Source organism: Streptomyces sp. NPDC026394, assembly GCF_055567735.1.
Genome location: NZ_JBVHPX010000003.1, coordinates 385,706 through 404,836 on the forward strand (window position 1 = coordinate 385,706; position 19,131 = coordinate 404,836).

The window sequence follows — 19,131 nt, forward strand, 5'->3', positions numbered from 1 at the left end:
GCCCGGCCGCCGCCCGTCACGACCGCCGCGCCAGCCCCGTCCCCTTCGCCGCGTCCAGCGCGTACACGCACCGGTCCTTGCTGCACGCGTAGACGACACCCCCGGCGGCCACCGGCGTGCCGGTGATCTCGCCGCCGGTGGCCAGCTTCCAGCGCAGTTGTCCACCCGTCGCGTCGAGGGTGTACAGGCAGTGGTCGGCCGAGCCGAAGTGCACCCGGCCGTCCGCCACCACGGGCGCGCCGATCACCTCGCCGCCCGCCTGGAACCGCCAGCGGGGCGTGCCCGTGACGGCGTCGAGCGTGTAGAGCGCCTGGCCGCTGCCGAGGTGCACGGCACCGTCCGCGACCAGGACCGGTTCGGTGGACTGCCGGGCCTCGGTCGCGATGCGCCAGCGGTCCCGGCCGTCGGCCGCGTCCAGGGCGTAGACCGTGCCGAGGTAGTCGGCCAGGTACAGACCGCCGCCGGTGACCGCGGGCCCCGGCGCGAACGCGGGGCGGCTGAGGAACGCGGCGGGCGCCTCGAAGTGCCAGCGCACCTCGCCGCGCGCGAGGTCGATCGCCAGCACCCGCGTCCCGGCGGTGACGTACACGGCGCCGTCCGGCGCGGGCAGCAGCCGCACCGGGACGCCGCCGCAGGAGGCCGTGTCGCCGACCGGGTACGACCAGCGCTCGGCACCGGTACGGGCTTCCAGGGCCTTCAGCCGCCCGTCGGTCCACACGAGGACCGTGCCCTCGTGCAGGACCGGCCCCAGGTCGGCGGTCTCGAAGTCGGTCTGGACGCCGCCGGTCTCCCACAGCCGTTCGCCGGTGGCGGCTTCCCACGCCTGGACGCCGCCGCCGCGGGTGCCGGTGACGACGGTGCCCCGGTCGGCCGTGAGCGCGTAGATCCAGCCGTCGCTGCCCAGGCGCCACTGCTCGGTGCCGTCGGCGGCGTCGAGCGCGTACAGGCTCGGCCCGTCGGAGGCGTGGATACGGCCGTCCGCGACGGACATGCTCCAGGCCACGTCACGGGTCTTGAACTGGCGGCGGCCGCTGGCCACATCGAGGGCGTGCACCTCGAAGGAGGTGACGTACAGCAGGTCGCCGGCGACCGTGGGCGTGCCCCATACGTCGTTGGACATGCGGAAACGCCAGGGACGCCAGCGGGCGGGCGCGGCGCCTCCGGAGCCGCCGCCCGCACCGGTGACGGGCGCGCCGGAGCCGTGCCCCGCCGCGGCGCCCTGCTGCGGCAGGGGTGCGGCCGGGTCGCCTTCGTGGGGGCCGTGGCCGGGGCCGCCCGGCGCGCCCGCGGGCGGCCGGACCCAGTCCGTGGCGGGTGCCTGGGCGCGTGGCTGCGGCTGCCCGCCGTCCCCGGCGCGGGGGCCGGGGCCTATCGGTGCGGAGGTGCCCGCGAGGCGTACGGAGCCGTTCGGCACGTCGGCGTCCGGCAGCCGCGACGCGGCGGGCGGGGCGGACGAGAACGGCGGGGCGGCGACCGGCGGTGCCGCGGCCACCGGACCGGCGGGCGCGGACTGCGGCGGCTGCGCGGCGCCGCGCGGGTCGGCGGCCCGGCGTGCGCCGGGGCCCACTCCGGCGGCTCCGGCCCAGCCGGGCTCCGCCCCGGGCGCCCCCATCGCGCCGCCGGCCTGCGCGGCCGCGGCCGCCGGGGCGTCGCGCGGGCGCGGTGGCGGCGGCTGGGCGGGCGGCGGCGAGTGCGGTACGGGCTGCCGCGCGGCGCGGGGCTGCCCGGTGCCGCCGCGCCCGGCGGCCGCCGACGCGGTCTGGCGTCCGCCGCGCCGCCCCTCGATGAGGGCGACGGCGCCGTCCGGCAGCCAGGCGGAGGCGGTGCCGCTGTCGTCGCTGCCGGAGCCGAACAGGTGCGGTGCGAGCTGGGACTGGAGGTCGGCGGGGGTGGGGCGGCCCGGCGCCTCCATCTGCATGCAGGACTCGATCAGCGGCCGCAGTTCGTCCGGCAGCCCGGCCAGGTCCGGGCCCTCGCGCAGCAGCATGAAGACCGTCTCGACCGGGTTGGCGCCGTGGAAGGGGGCGTGTCCGGTGGCGGCGAAGACCAGGGTGGAACCGAGCGAGAAGACGTCGCTGGCGCCGGTGACGCTGCGGGAGTCGCGGGCCTGCTCGGGCGACATGTACGCGGGCGTGCCGACGGCCACGTTCGTCATGGTCAGGCGGGTGTTGGAGACGCCGCTGGCGATACCGAAGTCGATGACGCGCGGGCCGTCCTCGACGACCAGCACGTTGGACGGCTTCAGGTCCCGGTGGACCAGGCCCGCGCCGTGGATGGACTGCAGCGCCTCGGCGATGCCGGCCGCGAGCCAGCGCACCGCCTGGGCCGGGAGCGGCCCGCACTCATTGACTATTTCCTCCAGGGAGGGCGCGGGCACGTAGGCGGTGGCCAGCCACGGCACCGCGGCCCGGGGGTCGGCGTCCACCACCGCGGCGGTGTAGAAGCCGCTGACCGCGCGGGCCGCCTCCACCTCGCGGGTGAAGCGGACCCGGAACAGCTGGTCCTCGGCGAGTTCCGTACGCACCGTCTTGATCGCCACCCGCCGCCCGGACGCCGAGCGCGCGAGGTAGACCAGCCCCATGCCGCCGGCCCCGAGACGGCCGAGCACCTCGAACGGGCCGATCCGCCGGGGATCGTGCTGCGTCAGCTGTGTCAGCTGCTCCACCACTTGCCTGCCACCTCCCCGTGGGGCGTTAAAGAGACTCTCAAAAGCCGGTGGCCGCCGAGAGCCACTGCCCCGTGCAGCGTCTCACCGCCTGGCCTGTTCGGCCGTACGCGTGCTGATTCTTCCTGGCCGGGCCCACGGTTGCGAACCCGGGGCCGCTCCCGTCGTGTCCCGGCGGGCTTCTGCGGTGCGCACCGGTACCGTCACATGCCGTGACGGATCCGTGCGGACGGATGTCCGTACGGACGGGCCCGGGCGCCGCCGCGGGCCGCCGACGAGCTGTCGAACACCGTACGACCGGATCGCGCCGGGGCGTGCCGTCGCCGCGCCGTCACACCGCCCGAAACTGCCGCCGGACCGGACCTGCGCCCGGGAACGACCGGGTACGTCGGGTAGATCGGTTACGTCCGCCGGGCTCCGATATGTCCAGTCCTGTACCCCACCCCGCGAGCACCGGAAGCCGTCCGTCCGGTCTGCTGTCCGTACTGGTCATGTCGTCCCGTCCCCGTTCTCTCCCCGCGCGCGGCCGTACCCACTGTGCCGTACTCAAGGTCGTCGCGCCGCCCCCACAGGCCCCTCGCACAGGCCCGCTGCCGGGCCGCGCCGTCCGCGGCCCGACAGCGGGAGCTGTCCTCGTCCTCAATTGTGGTCGGTGAGCGCCTACTTCGGGGCCATGACGCCGAAGCCCGCCCCCTGGTTGTCGGTGAGCACCGCGAACGGCCCGCCCGGCGTGCCGACCGGTTCGACCGTGGCCCGGCCGCCGAGCCGGGTGGTGGTCCGTACGGCGTCGTCCATTCCGGGGACGAGGAAGCAGACGGTGAAGTGCGGCGGCATCGCGGCGGGCGCGTGCTCGTCCATGAGGATCCGGCCGCCGACCTCGCGGCCCTGGCCGGGCAGCCGCCAGGGCCGGAAGCGCTCGTCCGCCGCCGGGCTGTCGGCCACGCTCTCGAAACCGAAGACCTCTTCGTAGAAGGCGTCGGCCCGCTCCGGGTCGCGGGTGCTCAGGCTCGTCCAGACGTACGCGCCGGACTCGCGCTGCACGCCGAAGCCCTGGTGGGTGCCGGCCTGCCAGATACTGAAGACCGCGCCGGTGGGGTCGGCGGCGACCAGCATGGTGCCCAAGTCACCGACGGGCGCGGCCTCCGTGACGATCCGGCCGCCCGCCCGCAGAATCAGCGCGCTGGTCCGGGCGGCGTCCGGGGTCGCGAAGTAGACGTTCCACGCGGTGGGCATCCGGCCGTCCCGCTTGGGCATCAGGCCGGCGGCCGCCCTGCCGTCCTTGTACGCCTCGGTGCAGCCGCCGGACTCGGGGGCGCCGCCGGAGAAGGTCCAGCCGAACAGCTCTCCGTAGAACCTCTTGCCCGCTTCCAGATCGGGCAGCATGACGTCGGCCCAGCACGGGGCGCCCGCCGCGAATGCAGTCATGGGGCCAAACTAGCCCTGGATCTTGCCGCGCGCCCGGAGAGTAATCGAACATTCTGCCAATTCTCTGCGATCACGCTCCTTACCGGACATTCCCCGCCGTCCGGCAATGAGCAGTTCCCCGTCCGCAATGATCTGTTCCGCGCCCGCAATGCCGTACGGCACGGTCGCGCACCCCCGCCGGAACCCGGTCCGCGCCGGTCCGGAAAAGTTGTCCACAGCCTGTTGACAATACGATTCACTTGTTCGGGCCAAGCCGCCCTCAGGGCCCGCTCCGGCCCGCCCCGGCCGCCCCGCGCACGGGGCCGGCCAGGACCGATACGGCCGAACTCCCGCATCCCCATTTGCAGGCAGCCAAATCGCGCTCCGATCACCCCTCGGTAAGCTGACGGCATGACAGGACAAGTTCGGACCGTCGACGGCAGAGTCGCCGGGCGCCGTGGACAGGCGACCCGGCAGAAGCTGCTCGACTGCCTCAGCGACATGCTCAGTTCGTCCCCGTACAGAGACGTCAAGGTCATCGATGTGGCCCGCAAAGCGGGCACTTCGCCCGCGACGTTCTACCAGTACTTCCCCGATGTCGAGGGCGCGGTACTGGAAATCGCCGAGGAGATGGCCAAAGAGGGCGCGAGCCTGACCGACCTGGTGGCCGGGCGCTCCTGGGTGGGCCGGTCGGGCCGGCAGGCGGCCGAGGAACTCGTCGAGGGATTCCTCTCCTTCTGGCGGCGGAACGACGCGATCCTGCGCGTCGTCGACCTCGGTGCCGCCGAGGGCGACAAACGGTTCTACAAGATCCGCATGAAGATCCTCAATGCCGTCACCAACTCCCTTACCGACTCCATCAAGGAGCTCCAGGCCAAGGGCAAGGTGGACAAGGACGTCAGTGCGGCCGCGATGGCCGGTTCGCTCGTCGCCATGCTGGCGGCGGTCGCCGCTCATCAGAAGGGTTTCACGAGCTGGGGTGTCAAACAGCAGGAATTGAAGCCGAACCTGGCGCTTCTGGTGCACCTGGGCGTCACCGGGAAAAAGCCCACCAAATAACCCGGGTCGCATTCCACGGCACACGGCTCAGGCCACATTTCGCCCTCCTGTTTCACCCCACGCGGCACCCCGGTTCCGCGCCACGACACAGCTCGGGAATACCTCACGAAACAGCCCACGGAACGGTTCTCGTTCGCGCTCGTCCTGCCATAGCTGTACGTCACAGCGGGTGTTGTCCGCCCCTCGGGGCCGGCCGGCACCCGCTGTGCGCGTCTGCGGGCAGCATCAAGCCCCCGGACGCCCAGGGCCGTGACGCGCGGACGCCCGGAGCCCGTACGCCCGTGAGCCCGTGCGCCCGTGCACCCGTGCACCCGTGCACCCGTGAGCCCGTGCGCTCAGCGCGACTCCAGCCGGAAGAGCCGGATCTCCCGGCTGACCCGCGCCTGGTACGCGGCGTACGGCGGCCAGAACCCGACCACCGCCGCCCATGCCCGCGCCCGCTCCGTACCGGTCAGCAGCCGGGCCCGTACGGGGACGTCCCGGCCCCGCCAACTGATCTCGGCCTCCGGGTGCTTCAGCAGGTTGGCCGTCCAGGCCGGGTGCCCGGGGCGGCCGAAGTTGCTGCCGACCAGCAGCCACGTCCCGGCCTTCTCCGGCAGGCACGCCAGCGGCGTCCGCCGCGGCAGGCCGGTCCGGGCGCCCGTCGCCGTCAGCACCGCACCGGGCAGCATCCGCGCGCTCAGCAGCACCTTGCCTTTGGTGAGCCGGTGCACCGTACGGTCCAGGGCGGGGACGACGTACGGCGCCACCCGCGCGAAGCCACGCGTCGCGGACACCTTCTGCACCACCCGCCTGCCGGACGCCTTCACCCGGGCGGACGCTCCGGAGCCGCCGGGCGCCCTCACGCCGATACCTCCGCCCGCAGCTCGCCGCCCCCACCGTCCCCGAACACTCCCGCCGTCTCGGCGGCCTGCGCCCGCAGCCGGTGCACGGGCCCGAACAGCAGCTCGTCGCAGGCCGCGCGCTTGAAGAACAGGTGGGCGTCGTGCTCCCAGGTGAAGCCGATCCCGCCGTGCAACTGAATGGCCTCCCCGGCCACCGCGCGCAGCGTCTCCAGAGCGTGCGCGAGCGCAAGGCCGGGGGCACCGGGCTCGGCGCCCTCCGCCGGGCCGCCCTCCGCCGGGCCGCCTACCGCCGGGCCGCCCACCGCCCACGCCGCGTAACAGACCGCGGACCGGGCGGCCTGCACCTGTACGTACAGGTCCGCCAGCCGGTGCTGGACGGCCTGGAAGGACCCGATGGGCCGGCCGAACTGTTCCCGCACCTTGACGTACTCGACGGTCCGCTCCAACGCCGCGCCCGCCGCCCCGACCGCCTCGGCGGCCAGCGCCGCCGCGACCCCGGCACCCGCCTGCGCGAGCGCGCGCCCCACCCGCCCATTCCCCCCGCCCGCGCCCTCCGCCCCCAGCAACGAGGCGGGTACATCGCGCAGTTGGACGACCCCCAGCGCCCGGGTCTCGTCCATCGCCGTCTGCCGCACCCGCGCCACACCGGGCGCGTCCCCCTGTACGACGAACAGCAGCGTCCGGCTGCGCGCATAGCCGCCCGCGTGCGCGGCCACCAGGAGCAGCCCCGCGCTGTGCCCGCCCAGCACCTGCGCGGCCTCCCCGTACAGCCGCCACTCCCCCGCCGTCCCGCGCCCCCCTCCCCCTCCGCACTCCCGCGCCTGGATGCCGCCGGCCCGGCCGCCCCCCGCCCAGTCCCCGCCGTTACGGGCGGTGAGCGCGAGGGCCGTGCCGAGCTGCCCGCCCGGTACGGCGAGCGCACCCGTCAGCTCTCCCGACGCGAGGGCGGGCAGCAGCTCCGCACGCTGCGCCTCCGTCCCCAGCGCCAGCACCAGCGGCGCGACGAGGGCGGCGGTGGGCAGCAGCGGCGAGGGCAGCAGCACCCGCCCGGTCTCCTCGCAGGCCAGCACCAGCTCGGTGGGCCCGCAGCCGACGCCGCCGTACGCGGTGGGCAGTGCCAGTCCCGGCAGCCCCAGATGCTGCGCGAGCTGTCGCCACAGGTCGGGGTCGTACCCCTCGGGGGTGCGCACGGCGGCCCGCAGGTCGTCGGAGCCGCAGCGTTTCCGCAGCAGCTCCCGCAGCGTACGGCGGATCTCGTCCTGCTCATCGGTGAACGCGGCATCCATCGGCGGACTCCTCCCGGTCACGGCCGTACGACGACCTGACGGCCCGTCATGTTAGGTACCCCGAACCGCTTTTCCCAGCCTCACGCGCACTTCTCACCCCGCTGTCGCACCCTCCCGCCCCGCCCGCTATCTGATGTACCGTCAGGTCCATGCCGCTACCGCCAGGGAGTACCGCCGCATTCCCCCGCAAGGTAGTCATCGCCGGTGTCGCCCTCTCCGACTGCGGACGCGTGGACGGACCCACCCCGTACGCCCTGCACGCCCAGGCCGCCCGCCGCGCGCTGGCCGACTCCGGCCTGGACCGCTCGCTCGTCGACGGCTTCGCCTCGGCCGGACTCGGCACCCTCGCGCCGGTGGAGGTCGCCGAGTACCTGGGGCTGCGTCCCACCTGGACCGACTCCACGTCGGTGGGCGGCGCGACCTGGGAGGTGATGGCCGCGCACGCCGTGGACGCGATCGCGGCCGGGCAGGCGCGCGCGGTGCTGCTGGTGTACGGGTCCACGGCGCGCGCCGACCTCAAGGCCGGCCGCCGTACCGCCAGCCTCTCCTTCGGCGCCCGCGGCCCGCTCCAGTACGAGGTGCCGTACGGCCACACCCTCGTCGCCAAGTACGCCATGGCCGCGCGCCGCCACATGCACCAGTACGGCACGACCCTCGCCCAACTCGCCGAGGTCGCCGTCCAGGCGCGGGCCAACGCGGCCACGAACCCGGACGCGATGTACCGGGACCCCATCACCGTCGACGACGTCCTGTCCGGCCCGCTGATCGCCGACCCCTTCACCAAGCTCCACTGCTGCATCCGCTCCGACGGGGGCTGCGCGGTCCTCCTGGCCGCCGAGGAGTACGTACGCGACCTGGCCCAACCGCCCGTCCACGTCCTGGGCGCGGGCACCGCCGTGTCGCACTCCGCGATGTCCGAATGGGAGGACTTCACCGTCTCCCCTGCCGCCGTCTCCGGCCGCCTCGCCTTCGAACGGGCCGGAGTGCGCCCGTCGGAGATCGACGTGGCCGAGATCTACGACGCCTTCACCTACATGACGCTGGTGACGCTGGAAGACCTCGGCTTCTGCGCCAAGGGCGAGGGCGGCGCGTTCGTGGAAAAGGGCCGGCTGCTGCGCGACGGCGCCCTCCCCGTCAACACCGACGGCGGCGGCCTGGCCGCCTGCCATCCCGGCATGCGCGGCCTGTTCCTGCTGGTCGAGGCGGTACGCCAGCTACGCGGCGAGGCGGGCGAGGGCCGCCAGGTACGACGGCCGGACGGCAGCCTCCCGGAACTGGCCGTGGCCTCGGGGACGGGCGGCTGGTTCTGCTCGTCGGGGACGGTGGTGCTGGGGCGGGGGTAGAGGACGGGGCAGAGGCCGTGAGCCACTACCCCTTCAACTACTCCCTCTCGCTCGACGCCGTGCCGCGTCCGTGAAGCGGCGGCCCGGCCCACCCCTTACCCGCCCTGCACCAGCGCCAACGTGTACTCCACGGCGCGCGAGTCCGTCGCCTCGAATCCCAGACGGCGCAGGGCCGCGTGGAGTTCCTCGTCGTCGGGTGCCGCGTTGACCTCGGCGGTACGGAGGCCGGGGTGGTCGGTGTCGAGCGCGTGGAGGGCCGCGGAAGTGAGGGCGGTGAGCGCGTCGGCGGTGCTGTCCTCTTCGCGGTTGTGGACCAGGCGGGCGCGGGCGTCGTCCAACTCGACGTCGTACCAGGCGTCGTCCGTACCGATACGGAACGCGACCCCCTCCTCCTCGGAGGGGAACTGCCGTACGGCCGCGTCCCGCACGGGGACACCGGCCGGCAGGCCGCGCCGCCACCACCGGTAGACCTCGCCGCTTTCGAGGGCACCCAGCTCCACCGCGGGCCTGCCGGGGCTCGTGTCCTCCTCCGTGATCCACCGCAGCGCCGTGCCGCCCGCCTTGCGGACCTCGTCGGTCGCCCCCTGCAACAGGGGCACCAGGATCGCGTCCTCGGCGCAGTCGAGGACGGCGACGAAGCGCAGGGCGGGGTCGTCGGCGCCCAGGTCCAGCAGCGCGACCGAGCCCTCGACGCCTCCGGCCCCATCGACCGCTCCCTGGGGGCGGGCGGCGAGTACGGCGACCGTGCGGTCTCCGCACCACAGCTCACCGGCGGCGTCCGGATCGGTTATGCATTCAACGAAGTTTGCCATTTCTTTACCTTATGGAGATTTCCTCCCCTCTGTCCACTATGGCCCCGCCCGTAACACCCTCGCACCCGCCCCCTCACCCGTTCCCCGCTCACCGAAGCGTGCCCAGGAACTCCCGTACCGCCCTGGCCAGCCCCTGCGGGTCCTCGGTCGGGATGAAGTGCCCGGCGTCCAGCTCGACCCGGCGGGTGCGCGGGCGACGCCCGGCCATCTCCCGGGCCAGCTCCGGCGTCAGCAAGAAGCTCGTACGGCCGTGCACGAGCAGGGCCGGACAGTCGCTGCCCAGCCAGACCGGCCAGTGGTCACCGCGCACGCCCAAGTCGGACGCGACGATGTCCTCCGGCACGAACGGTAGCCGCCAACTGCCGTCGTCCTGCTGCCGCAGCCATGGGGCGATCAGCGGCGCCGCCGCGCCGAGGCCGTCGAGCAGCGCCTCACGGGTCGGTGCCTGGCGCGGCCAGTCCAGGCAGAAGGCGATGCCGCTGGGGCCGGTGTCGGTGATCACGACCGGGTCGTCCACGTTGATCAGCGCACGGACCCGCTCGGGATGCCGGGCGGCGAGGTGGTACGCGTTCTTGCCGCCCATGGAGTGTCCGAGCACCACGGCGGACGACAGGCCGAGATGATCGAGGAGCGCGATCGCGTCGGCGACGTACGCCTCACGGGAAAGGTCCGGGGTACGGTCCGACTCGCCGTGGCCGCCCTGGTCGGGGGCGATCACCCGCCATTCCGGGGCGAGTTCGGCGGCGAGCCCGGCGAAACCGCGGCCTTCGGAGAAATGCCCGTGCAAGGCGAGGAGAGGTTTTCCGTCGGCGGGGCCGAAATCGAGATACGAGAGGCTACGGCCGCCCAGGAGCAGCCGACTGCGGTGTTCTTGCGAAGTCCCCATGCCCGGCACGCTAATCCCGGACACCCCTTACCCTGTAAAGGTTATTTTTTGATCATTACTGGAAATGTTGGTGCAAGACATGAAGAAGCAGGCCCGTCTCACGGCCTTCCTGGCGGCTGCCGCCGTCGCGCCGGCCGTGCTGTTCGCCTCCCCGGCGCTCGCCGCCGAGGCACCGGCCACCGCCAACTCGGCGCCGGACCAGGGCGCGCAGACGGAGCCGGACGCGTCCGCGAAGAAGCCGGCGGACACGTCGAGCATGAAGGAGGACCTGCTCACGGTCGCGCGGATGCTGGACGGGAACCCCGGCCGCGCGCTGGCCCGGGAGGCCAGGAAGGCGCTCATGGGTCCGCGCGAGGGCCTGCGCCAGTTCCTGGAGACAGGGCAGTACGAGGCCCGCGACGAGGACAACAGGGTGGCGATCCTGCGGAGCATCGCGGGCAAGAGCACCGACTCCAGCGTCTACAAAGCAGCCGCCAAGGCTCTTGAGGGGACCCCGCAGGACCGGGTGCGCTTCCTGAAGGAGGGCCTGGCCCTGGCCACCGAAGCGGACAACAGGGTGCGCGCGGTGCAGATTTCCAGCATCGGCGGCCCCGCCGTCAGAGCCGCCGCCGACGAGGCGCTGTGGGCCGGGCCCGAGGCCCTTCAGCACTTCCTCGACGTAGGCCAGTACGAGGCCCGCGCCAAGGACGAGGCCGCCGCGAAGAAGGCGGAAGAGGAGAAGGCCGCCAAGGACAAGGCGGCCAAGGACAAGGCGGCGAAGGAGAAGGCAGCAAAGGACAAGGCTGCCGAGGACGAGGCCGCCAAGGGCGGCGGCAAGAACGTCACGCCCGCCGTCGACTCCAAGCCCGCGGGCGGCCACGGCACCACCGGCTCCGGCACGGCCTCCGGCACCGCCGTCACGTCCACCGGCAGCGACAGCAGCACCAGTGGCAGCAGCCTGGCCGCGACCGGCGTCAGCCCGGTCACCCCGTGGGCCGCGGGCGGCGCCGCCGTCGCCGTCGCCGCGGGCGCGGGCCTGATGGTCGCGGGCCGCCGCCGCACCGCCGCCGAGCGCGGCTGACCTTCGACGGAAGCAGGCGCGCCCGGCGGCCGGTCCCCCGTGGCCGGCCGCCGGGCGCGCGATTGCGCGGGCTGTACGGGGCTGCTCAAAGCTGTGTGGACTGCGGCGGCAGCCTCACGCCGTCGGACGCGCGCCGATCACGAATTCCGTACCGAACGGGTCCGTCACCCGCGCCTGCCGTACGTACACCGTGTCCTCCGGCTCGGTCGCCGTCCCGCCGGCCGCGGCCGCCCGCGCCACCGCCGCGTCCGTGTCCGCCACCTCGAAGCATGTCCCCCAGCTCGCGGCCCCGGCGGACGCGTCGCCCATGATCCCGCCGATCTCGTGCCCGTCCGGGCGGCGCAGGAACGTGAAGTCGACGCCCGGCATGTCCGGGTTGCCGTCCAGCGTGTAGGCGAAGACCGCCGCGTAGAAGTCGCGGGCCCGGGCGGCGTGGGCGGGCGGCGCCACCAGGTCGTTGCGTACGAGGGAGTTGGGCTCGTTGACGATCTCGCAGCCGACGTGGGTACGCCCCTGCCAGAGCCCGAACTGGGCCCCCACGGTGTCCTCGGCGATCGCGGCCCGTCCGTAGTCCCGGATCTCCACCGGGCCCCACAGCACCCGGCCGCCCGCGTCGGCGATCCGCTTGGCCGTGCCGTCGCAGTCGTCCACCGCCATGTACATCGTCCACCCGCCGCCCGCCGCGTCGGGCCGTTCCATCAGGCCCGCGGCGCGCTGCCCGCCGACGAGGGCGACGGCGTACCGCCCGCCCTCCATGGTTTCCGTCTCGTACGTCCAGCCGAACAGCGCCCCGTAGAAGTCCATGGCACGGTCGAGGTCGGGAACGGCCAGCTCCATCCAGGTGGGCGTTCCGTCGGGCTGATTGCCGGTGACACGGCTCATGACGTGCTCCTCACGGTACGGGGCGGCCGGGTGGCCGCGCTGGCCGACGAGAACGACGCTAGGCGCCATGGCGGACAGGGAGTGTCCTACATCCGGGGGACATTTCCAGGCCCGTAACACCACCGCACTTCCGTCTACGGCGTGCCGTTACGCCGCCGCCGAATTGCCGCAACAAAGGGCAGACAACATCATGTGCGGTGTGGCCCCCGCCCGCCGTCTCCCTTCAGGCCCCGACCGGAAATGACGTACCGATGCTCCGTTCCCTGCCGGCCGTGGCGCTCGCCCTGACCGCCACGTGCGCGCTGGTCAGCGGGTGCGACGGGACGGGCGAGCCGAAGAGTGCGGGGCGTACGGCGGGGGCATCGGCGCCTGCCCTGCTGTGGCCCGGCCGTACGCCCGCGCCGGAGCAGACGTACGAGCCGAACTCCGCCGAGCGCCCGACGCCGCTGCGGTCGGCGCCGCGCGTCCCGTCCGGTGACATGCACCGGGTCTCGGCGCTGGCCGTCGCGCAGGCCAAGGTCGCGTCCATGACCGGCGCGCTGGACGAGGACGGCACCCACAGGAAGATCGGGGAGTGCCGGGCCGCCGGGCAGAAGGGGTGCCCCGTACTGGCGCCGCAGTACCGGGACCTGAACGGGGACGGCAAGGACGAGCTGCTGCTCGGCATCGAGTCCGGGAAAACGTTTCTGTTCCTGTGGGGGTTCACCGCGAAGGACGGGGTGGTCACCCAGATCATGGACGCCGGAGTGACACCCCTGTCCGTCGAACTCTCAGGCCAGGACGTGATCGTCCGCGAACCGGCCGGCAAGGGCGGCTACAGCCTCCGGCGGGTCTACTCCTGGGACGACCACCTGCAAGCCATGAACGAACGCGTCATCGAGTACGACGCGTCCCGCGCTACGAGATGAGGCGGAGGAAGTCGGCCCAGGAGGTGGGGGGTACGGAGAGGGCGGGGCCGGTCTTGTTCTTGGAGTCGCGTATGTGGATGGTGGTGGGGGTGGTGGCGATCTCGACACAATTGGTGTCGGCGGATTGTTCGCTGCTGTAGCTGGACTTCCGCCAGGCCAGTGCGACGTTCATCATTCACCTGCCAGTCTCTCGATCAGGTCCAGGGACTTCGCCGGGGAGAGTGCCTGAGCACGAATGGCACCGTACTGCTCAACGTACTGAACGGACTCGACCGGCCTGGTGAGCAACTTACCCTTCCCTTCCACGTCGAAGTAGACGCTCCTCCGCCCGTCGGGGGAGGACAGCAACTGCAGTGAACCTTCGAGTCCAGAGTGCGTCTCCACGTTCGTGGGCATCACTTGTAGCGTGACGTGACTCAGGGCGCGGACGGTCTCCAGGACGTGGAGCAAAGCCCCTTTGAGGACTTGCTTCCCCCCGAGCGGCCGCTCCAACGCCGACTGCTCCACTACGAAACTCACGGTTGGGGCAGGGTTTCGGAGAAGCACGGGCTGCCTGTCCAGCCGCCTGCGCATCAAGCGTTCGACCTCATCAGCGCTGAAGGCCGGAACCCGCGACCTGAACAGCGCACGCATGTAATCAGGAGCCTGAAGCAGCCCAGGCAGCACCGTGTCCACGTATCCGCTGAGGCTCAGCGCCTCAGCTTCCAACAGCCGCCACTCCAGATACTGTGCACGGCTGGATTCCTGCTCCATCAGCTTCACGCACGTCTCCAACACTCCGCCGGCCGCCATGTGTCGGTCTGCATCGATCAGGAACCCGGCGCTCGGGATGCGCTCCCCTCGCTCGTACGCCCCCTCCAGCGACTCGGAGACATGCGTCTCGTAGGCCAGCCGCTTCTGCGTCATGCCTGTGCGCTGACGGAAATGCTTGATGAGCCCTCCGACGTGCTCCCGCGCCGGTGACGGCTCCATCCAAACGGCCACGATGACCAACTCCTCCCTACAACCCGCCTTGTGGACGCTTTCTCTCTGGTGACGCTACGCACACATGCCGACCATTGAAGCCATGACGACCGAAAACCACCCCCGAGAGCCACGCCTCCTCCCCTGGGCCGGTCAGGACGGCAAGCCCTGCTACGTGATCAGCGAAGGACGCGGCCCCGTGACCGACCTGGCCGACGGGCTGGAGGAGATGCAACTCTCCATGGCAGTGCAGCTCTTGGACCATTCGCGCGCGGCCCTGAACAGGGAGCAGCCGCCCGAGCGCGCGGAACTGCTGTTCATCACCAACCGCCTCACCGAATCGCTCAGCGACGCCGTGCGCGTGGCGGACAGCCGGGGCCGCCGCCTGCCTTGAACATGTCACGCACCGTGAGCAGCGGGAACCTAAACAAGCGTCATAGACAAGCGTATATGACGCTCGTATAGTCGCTGCGTGACCTCGACATCCCGTCCCCACGCCCTCATCTCCGGCGCCGGCATCGGCGGCCCCGCCCTCGCCTACTGGCTGCACCGCTACGGCTACGCCGTAACCGTCGTGGAGCGCGCGCCAGTACTCCGGACCGGCGGCTACAAGGTCGACCTGCGCGGCGTCGCGATCGAGGTCGCGGACCGGATGGGCGTACTGCCGGAGATCCGGCGCGCCAGTACGGACATGCGCACCGGCGCGTACGTGAACGACGACGGGCGGCGGGTGGCCACGCTGCCCGCCGACATCTTCGGCGCCCGGGTGGACGGCGACGACGAGATCATGCGCGGCAACCTGACCCGTATCCTCCACGCCCGCACGCGCGACGACGTGGAGTATGTCTTCGGCGACTCGATCAGCTCGCTCACGGACGACGGCACGGGTGTGAACGTCACCTTCGAACGCGGGACGCCGCGCCGTTTCGACCTGGTCGTCGGCGCGGACGGCCTGCACTCCACCGTCCGCCGCCTGGCCTTCGGCGACGAGTCGCGCTACCTGAGGCGCATCGGCGCGTACATAGCGGCCTTCAGCATTCCGGACGGGTTGGCGGCACCCGGCGAGGAGTTGTATCACCTCACGCCCGGCCGCCTCATCTGCACGTACAGCGCGTCCGGTGAACACGGCGCCAACGGCGCCAAGGCGTGGCTCTGCTTCCGTTCGCCCCGGCTGGACTACGACCCCCGCGACGCGGACGGCCAACGCGCGCTGCTGGCAACCGCCTTCGAAGGCGTCGGCTGGCAGGTGCCGCGCCTCCTCGAAGCCTCCCGCGCCGCCACCGACTTCTATCTCGACGGGCTCGACCTGATCGAAATGGACCGCTGGTCGCGCGGGCGCGTGGTGCTGCTGGGCGACGCCGCGCACTGCGCGTCACCCGCGTCGGGGCAGGGGACGGGGATGGCGCTGGTCGGCGCGTACGTACTGGCCGGGGAACTCGCGGCGGCGGGCGGCGACCCCCGTACGGGCTTCGCGCGCTACGAGGGGGAGATGCGCCCGTACGTCACGGCGAACCAGCGGATGGCGGAGAAGTTCGTACCGCAGATGACGCCCACCTCCCGGGCCGCCATCCGGTTCCGGCACGTGATGCTGCGGATGCTGCCCCACCTGCCGTGGAAGAACTACGTGGCGAAGAAGCTCGCCGAGGACGTACAGCGCTGCGCCCACGCGATCACCCTCAAGCCGTACGGCACCCACCGCCCGGCCCCAGCACCGGCCCCGGCTCTCACATCGGCGCAAGCCGGAACCTTTTGCCCCGGCGGGTCATCTCTTCACCCGTAAGGGCCCGGTCAGGTGGAGGAGTTGTTCGGATGGTGCGTCGAGTTCGTGTGCTGCTGTTGACGGCCGCACTGCTGCTGACAGGTTCGGTGATCTGGTCCGCACCGGCCTCCGCCGTCATCGGCGGGGCGAAGAGCACCTACGGCCCATGGGCGGTACGCATGCTCATCGACGGCCAGCCCACCTGTACGGGGACGGCGGTCGCCCCCCAGTGGATACTCACCGCCTCGCACTGCTTCTACGAGCAGGCGCAGCCGGTCGCCGACAAGCGGATCTCCTTCCGGGTCGGCAACCTCGACATGCGCAAGGGCACCACGGTCCGGCCGCTGCCCGGCAAGCGGGTGGGCAGCACCGCCGACATGATGCTCGTCAAGGTCCCGAAGATGAACATCCCCACGGCGCGCCTGGCCACGACCGGCGTCCGCGTCGGCCAGACCGTGCGGCAGTACGGGTGGGGCGCCACCTGCACCGACGACGAGAACGCCTGCCAGTCCCCCGTGCTCAAGCAGTCGGACCTTCGGATCGTGCGACCGGACGACCGCCGCTGCAAGGGCTACACGGCACCGGGCGGCCCCGACTTCTGCATGGAGAAGGTGACCGGGATTCCGGCCGGCGGCGACTCCGGCGGTCCGGTGATGAGCATCGGGGCGCAGGGCAGCGAAACGCTCCTCGGCGTCTTCAACGGCTCGGACCGGGAGACGGTCGCCCAGGCCGGAGAGGTCTCCCAGCAACTCGCCTGGATCCGTTCGGTCATCCGCCGCTAGGGCGACTCGCGACAGGCACTGCCTGGTCCGCCGCCCGCAGACCGGCGGACTAGGCTGCCGGCCATGGTCGAACACCCGGCAGAGAACGCGCCCCCGCACATGGACACGGGTACGGGTACGGGCGCGGGCCCGGACTCCGACGAGCGCTTCCACGCCCTCCTCCGCTCCCTCCGCGTCTGGGACTGCGAGCTGCCCGGCATCGACCCCGACCCGGCGCACGCCCCGGCCGACCCGCTGCCGTTCTTCCGGCAGTGGCTGCGGGAGGCCGCGGAGGCGGGCGTGCCCGAGCCGCACACCATGACGCTCGCGACGGCGGACGCGTCCGGCGATCCGAACGTCCGCACCCTGATGCTGCACGACGCCGACGAGCGCGGCTGGCACTTCGCCACCCACCGCGGCAGCCGCAAGGGCCGCGAACTCGCCGACCGCCCGCGCGCCGCCCTCGGCTTCTACTGGGCGGGCCTCGGCCGCCAGGTCCGCGTACGGGGCCGGGTCACCGAGGCGGGTCCGGAGGAGAGCGCGGCCGACCTCCACCGCCGCTCGACGGGCGCGCTGGCCGCCGCCCTCGTCGGCCACCAGAGTGAAGTCCTCGCCTCGTACGCCGAACTGGAACGTGCCTCGGAGGCCGCCTGGGCCCGCGCCCAGGCGGAGCCGACCGCCCCTGTACCGAGCTGGACCCTGTACGTCCTGCGCCCCGACGAGGTGGAGTTCTTCCAGGGCGACGCCCGCCGACGGCACGTACGTGTCAACTACCGCCGTGCGGACGAGAACGGGGCCTGGACCCGCGAACTCCTCTGGCCCTAGGCCGGGCCGGAACCTTTCTGGCCGTAGACCGGGCCGACGCCCTCCCGCGCCGGTACCGTCGCGGCCTTCCAGCGGCGGATGACCTCCCCCTTGGCGGCCTCCATGGCCGAGTCGAACTCCTCCTTGACCGGGGCGGGCAGGAAAATCCTTTCGCCGTTCACCAGGTCCAGCCGTATGCGGTGGTGAGGCGTGCCCTTACGGCCGTAGAGGGACGTGCCCTCGTGGCGGTCGACGCCGACGCCCGCGACGTCACGCCAGGCGATGCGTCGCCGCCGCAGCGGAGACCTGACCCGTATGCCTTCGTCGCCGACGTACGTACGGCTGGCGGTGCAGTAGTACAGGACGAGGGAAAGCGGCACGAACACTCCGAGCGCGACGGTCAGCTCGCGCAGGTCACTGCCGCGCGGCTCCGCGTAGAAGCGGCGCCCGAACTCCTGCCACCCCATGCCGAAGGTGACCACGCACAGCGGGACGACCCCGCCGACGAAGGCGAAGGCCAGGGCGATCCACTGCCACCAGCGGGACGCGGGTCGGTACTCGATCGTTTCCACCCATTCACCCTACGTCCCGCCCATACCCGGCCCTCCCTACGGCATTCGGGCCAACCAGGACGGCGCCGCGCGCGCCCCGCCGTTACGGTGCCGGGAGATACAGCGGTCCCGTCCGAGGTGAGGGAGAACTGCCGATGCGCCGTACGACCGGGAGCCCGGTGCGGCGCGGGCTGCTGCCCCTGTTGGTGCTCGCCACCCTGGCCGGGGCGACGGTACCGGCACCGGCACGGGGGCAGGCGGCGGCGCACGGGAAGACGATCGTGCTGCCGGGCGCCACCTCGGCGGAGGGCATCGCCGCCGGGCGCGGTTCCACCTTCTACGCGGGCGACTACTTCGGTGGCGACATCTACCGCGGCGACATCGAGGCGGGTACCGCCGCCCGCTTCATCGACGCGCCGCGCGGCCGTCACGCCCTCGGCATGAAGGCACACCCCCGACACGACCTGCTGTTCGTCGGCGGCGGCCGGACCGGGCGGGCGTACGTCTACGACACCGGGACGGGGCGCACGGTGGCGAGCTACCGGTTCGGCCCCGCGGGCACGACGTTCGTCAACGACGTGGTCCTGACCCGCTACGGCGCCTGGTTCACCGACTCCTCCCGGCCCCGGCTCTACTTCGTACCCGTCGACCGGCGCGGGCGGCTCGGCCACCACACCGCCCTCCGCGTCAGCGGCCCGGCCGCCGTCCTCGCCGGCCGGTTCAACCTCAACGGCATCCAGGCCACGCCCGACGGGCGGACGCTGATCGTCGCGCACTCCTCCAAGGGCGCCCTCTTCACCGTCGATCCCGCGAGCGGGCGCAGTACGGCCGTCTCCGGGGTGTCCGTACCGGGGGTCGACGGCATCGTGCTGCACGGACGCACGGTGTGGGCCGTCCAGGGCTTCCTCGGCCAGGTGCGGCGGGTCACGCTCAACGGGCCTTTGAACAGCGGGAAGGCGAAAAAGACGATCAGGTCGGGGCTGTTCCGGACCCCGTCGACGGCGGCGCGTTTCGGAAGCACGCTCGCCCTGGTCAACGCCAAGCTCCACACGGGCATCCCGCCCACGGCGAAGCAGTACGAAGTCATCACTGCGGACGGCTGACGGCCCGCGCCGCACGGTTCGGCGGTCGTGGGCCGTGGGT

Annotated in this window: 19 protein-coding genes; 9 read left to right on the forward strand and 10 right to left on the reverse strand. The window is 72.5% G+C overall.

Annotation, left to right across the window (positions count from 1 at the left end; all coding sequences use genetic code 11):
• Window positions 1-16: 16 nt before the first annotated feature.
• Both afsK and ACZ4QV_RS10080 read right to left on the reverse strand, forming a co-directional pair.
• Window positions 17-2,668, reverse strand: coding sequence for a protein serine/threonine kinase AfsK (gene afsK, locus ACZ4QV_RS10075; RefSeq protein ID WP_467762760.1), 2,652 nt, complete (start codon window positions 2,666-2,668; stop codon window positions 17-19).
• A gap of 657 nt (window positions 2,669-3,325) precedes the next feature.
• Window positions 3,326-4,090 carry a VOC family protein gene (locus ACZ4QV_RS10080; RefSeq protein ID WP_467762761.1) on the reverse strand — a complete coding sequence of 255 codons (765 nt, stop codon included), beginning with the start codon at window positions 4,088-4,090 and terminating at the stop codon, window positions 3,326-3,328.
• A 390-nt stretch (window positions 4,091-4,480) separates the two neighbouring features.
• Between ACZ4QV_RS10080 and ACZ4QV_RS10085 the strand changes: the two genes are divergently transcribed.
• Window positions 4,481-5,128 carry a TetR family transcriptional regulator gene (locus tag ACZ4QV_RS10085; RefSeq protein ID WP_361149396.1) on the forward strand — a complete coding sequence of 216 codons (648 nt, stop codon included), beginning with the start codon at window positions 4,481-4,483 and terminating at the stop codon, window positions 5,126-5,128.
• A gap of 335 nt (window positions 5,129-5,463) precedes the next feature.
• On the opposite strand, the gene ACZ4QV_RS10090 is transcribed toward ACZ4QV_RS10085, so the two are convergent.
• On the reverse strand, window positions 5,464-5,937 hold the full coding sequence (locus ACZ4QV_RS10090; RefSeq protein WP_467762814.1) for a nitroreductase family deazaflavin-dependent oxidoreductase: 474 nt from the start codon (window positions 5,935-5,937) through the stop codon (window positions 5,464-5,466).
• Window positions 5,938-5,969: 32 nt separating this feature from the next.
• A complete protein-coding gene (locus ACZ4QV_RS10095; protein WP_467762762.1) occupies window positions 5,970-7,259 on the reverse strand; it encodes an acyl-CoA dehydrogenase family protein in 1,290 nt (429 codons plus the stop codon).
• A gap of 149 nt (window positions 7,260-7,408) precedes the next feature.
• Here ACZ4QV_RS10095 and ACZ4QV_RS10100 point away from each other — a divergent pair, with 149 nt between their 5' ends.
• On the forward strand, window positions 7,409-8,602 hold the full coding sequence (locus tag ACZ4QV_RS10100) for a thiolase C-terminal domain-containing protein (RefSeq protein ID WP_361584479.1): 1,194 nt from the start codon (window positions 7,409-7,411) through the stop codon (window positions 8,600-8,602).
• Between the two features lie 95 nt (window positions 8,603-8,697).
• Here ACZ4QV_RS10100 and ACZ4QV_RS10105 read toward each other — a convergent pair whose 3' ends face one another.
• Together ACZ4QV_RS10105 and ACZ4QV_RS10110 are read right to left on the reverse strand one after the other, a co-directional pair.
• The gene (locus ACZ4QV_RS10105) at window positions 8,698-9,414 is read right to left on the reverse strand and encodes a hypothetical protein (protein WP_467762763.1); all 717 of its coding nucleotides are present in this window, start codon (window positions 9,412-9,414) and stop codon (window positions 8,698-8,700) included.
• Window positions 9,415-9,502: 88 nt separating this feature from the next.
• A complete protein-coding gene (locus tag ACZ4QV_RS10110; RefSeq protein WP_361149383.1) occupies window positions 9,503-10,300 on the reverse strand; it encodes an alpha/beta fold hydrolase in 798 nt (265 codons plus the stop codon).
• Window positions 10,301-10,364: 64 nt separating this feature from the next.
• On the opposite strand from ACZ4QV_RS10110, the gene ACZ4QV_RS10115 reads away from it, so the two are divergent.
• Complete coding sequence (locus tag ACZ4QV_RS10115; RefSeq protein ID WP_467762764.1) at window positions 10,365-11,360, forward strand: ALF repeat-containing protein; 996 nt, start codon at window positions 10,365-10,367, stop codon at window positions 11,358-11,360.
• A 114-nt stretch (window positions 11,361-11,474) separates the two neighbouring features.
• Here ACZ4QV_RS10115 and ACZ4QV_RS10120 read toward each other — a convergent pair whose 3' ends face one another.
• Window positions 11,475-12,242, reverse strand: a complete 768-nt coding sequence (locus tag ACZ4QV_RS10120; protein ID WP_361149377.1) for a VOC family protein — start codon at window positions 12,240-12,242, stop codon at window positions 11,475-11,477.
• Window positions 12,243-12,493: 251 nt separating this feature from the next.
• Between ACZ4QV_RS10120 and ACZ4QV_RS10125 the strand changes: the two genes are divergently transcribed.
• Window positions 12,494-13,150 (forward strand): hypothetical protein, encoded by a 657-nt coding sequence (locus tag ACZ4QV_RS10125; protein WP_361149374.1) that lies wholly within the window; start codon window positions 12,494-12,496, stop codon window positions 13,148-13,150.
• On the opposite strand, the gene ACZ4QV_RS10130 is transcribed toward ACZ4QV_RS10125, so the two are convergent.
• Together ACZ4QV_RS10130 and ACZ4QV_RS10135 are read right to left on the reverse strand one after the other, a co-directional pair.
• A complete protein-coding gene (locus ACZ4QV_RS10130; protein ID WP_361879118.1) occupies window positions 13,140-13,325 on the reverse strand; it encodes a DUF397 domain-containing protein in 186 nt (61 codons plus the stop codon). The two genes, ACZ4QV_RS10125 and ACZ4QV_RS10130, sit on opposite strands and share 11 nt — an antisense overlap.
• A complete protein-coding gene (locus ACZ4QV_RS10135) occupies window positions 13,322-14,134 on the reverse strand; it encodes a helix-turn-helix domain-containing protein (RefSeq protein WP_361584463.1) in 813 nt (270 codons plus the stop codon). The genes ACZ4QV_RS10130 and ACZ4QV_RS10135 overlap by 4 nt, the downstream gene beginning before the upstream one ends.
• A gap of 82 nt (window positions 14,135-14,216) precedes the next feature.
• On the opposite strand from ACZ4QV_RS10135, the gene ACZ4QV_RS10140 reads away from it, so the two are divergent.
• From ACZ4QV_RS10140 to ACZ4QV_RS10155, 4 genes are all read left to right on the forward strand, one after another.
• Complete coding sequence (locus ACZ4QV_RS10140; RefSeq protein ID WP_361584460.1) at window positions 14,217-14,507, forward strand: hypothetical protein; 291 nt, start codon at window positions 14,217-14,219, stop codon at window positions 14,505-14,507.
• A gap of 78 nt (window positions 14,508-14,585) precedes the next feature.
• A complete protein-coding gene (locus ACZ4QV_RS10145) occupies window positions 14,586-15,893 on the forward strand; it encodes an FAD-dependent monooxygenase (RefSeq protein ID WP_361584458.1) in 1,308 nt (435 codons plus the stop codon).
• A gap of 29 nt (window positions 15,894-15,922) precedes the next feature.
• Window positions 15,923-16,654, forward strand: coding sequence for a S1 family peptidase (locus tag ACZ4QV_RS10150; protein WP_361149361.1), 732 nt, complete (start codon window positions 15,923-15,925; stop codon window positions 16,652-16,654).
• Between the two features lie 99 nt (window positions 16,655-16,753).
• Window positions 16,754-17,458 carry a pyridoxine/pyridoxamine 5'-phosphate oxidase gene (locus ACZ4QV_RS10155; protein WP_361584520.1) on the forward strand — a complete coding sequence of 235 codons (705 nt, stop codon included), beginning with the start codon at window positions 16,754-16,756 and terminating at the stop codon, window positions 17,456-17,458.
• On the opposite strand, the gene ACZ4QV_RS10160 is transcribed toward ACZ4QV_RS10155, so the two are convergent.
• Complete coding sequence (locus tag ACZ4QV_RS10160; protein ID WP_361149360.1) at window positions 17,455-18,009, reverse strand: PH domain-containing protein; 555 nt, start codon at window positions 18,007-18,009, stop codon at window positions 17,455-17,457. The genes ACZ4QV_RS10155 and ACZ4QV_RS10160 overlap by 4 nt on opposite strands.
• Before the next feature lie 134 nt (window positions 18,010-18,143).
• Between ACZ4QV_RS10160 and ACZ4QV_RS10165 the strand changes: the two genes are divergently transcribed.
• Window positions 18,144-19,091 (forward strand): SMP-30/gluconolactonase/LRE family protein, encoded by a 948-nt coding sequence (locus ACZ4QV_RS10165; protein WP_361584454.1) that lies wholly within the window; start codon window positions 18,144-18,146, stop codon window positions 19,089-19,091.
• Window positions 19,092-19,131: the final 40 nt, after the last annotated feature.

Coding starts and splice junctions, on each gene's coding strand:
- ACZ4QV_RS10095 (WP_467762762.1), bottom strand. CDS start 7,259: ATGGATGCCGCGTTCACCGATGAGCAGGACGAGATCCGCCGTACGCTG.
- ACZ4QV_RS10125 (WP_361149374.1), top strand. CDS start 12,494: ATGCTCCGTTCCCTGCCGGCCGTGGCGCTCGCCCTGACCGCCACGTGC.
- ACZ4QV_RS10080 (WP_467762761.1), bottom strand. CDS start 4,090: ATGACTGCATTCGCGGCGGGCGCCCCGTGCTGGGCCGACGTCATGCTG.
- ACZ4QV_RS10120 (WP_361149377.1), bottom strand. CDS start 12,242: ATGAGCCGTGTCACCGGCAATCAGCCCGACGGAACGCCCACCTGGATG.
- ACZ4QV_RS10105 (WP_467762763.1), bottom strand. CDS start 9,414: ATGGCAAACTTCGTTGAATGCATAACCGATCCGGACGCCGCCGGTGAG.
- ACZ4QV_RS10165 (WP_361584454.1), top strand. CDS start 18,144: ATGCGCCGTACGACCGGGAGCCCGGTGCGGCGCGGGCTGCTGCCCCTG.
- ACZ4QV_RS10085 (WP_361149396.1), top strand. CDS start 4,481: ATGACAGGACAAGTTCGGACCGTCGACGGCAGAGTCGCCGGGCGCCGT.
- ACZ4QV_RS10110 (WP_361149383.1), bottom strand. CDS start 10,300: ATGGGGACTTCGCAAGAACACCGCAGTCGGCTGCTCCTGGGCGGCCGT.
- ACZ4QV_RS10130 (WP_361879118.1), bottom strand. CDS start 13,325: ATGATGAACGTCGCACTGGCCTGGCGGAAGTCCAGCTACAGCAGCGAA.
- ACZ4QV_RS10140 (WP_361584460.1), top strand. CDS start 14,217: ATGACGACCGAAAACCACCCCCGAGAGCCACGCCTCCTCCCCTGGGCC.
- ACZ4QV_RS10155 (WP_361584520.1), top strand. CDS start 16,754: ATGGACACGGGTACGGGTACGGGCGCGGGCCCGGACTCCGACGAGCGC.
- ACZ4QV_RS10115 (WP_467762764.1), top strand. CDS start 10,365: ATGTTGGTGCAAGACATGAAGAAGCAGGCCCGTCTCACGGCCTTCCTG.
- ACZ4QV_RS10150 (WP_361149361.1), top strand. CDS start 15,923: ATGGTGCGTCGAGTTCGTGTGCTGCTGTTGACGGCCGCACTGCTGCTG.
- ACZ4QV_RS10100 (WP_361584479.1), top strand. CDS start 7,409: ATGCCGCTACCGCCAGGGAGTACCGCCGCATTCCCCCGCAAGGTAGTC.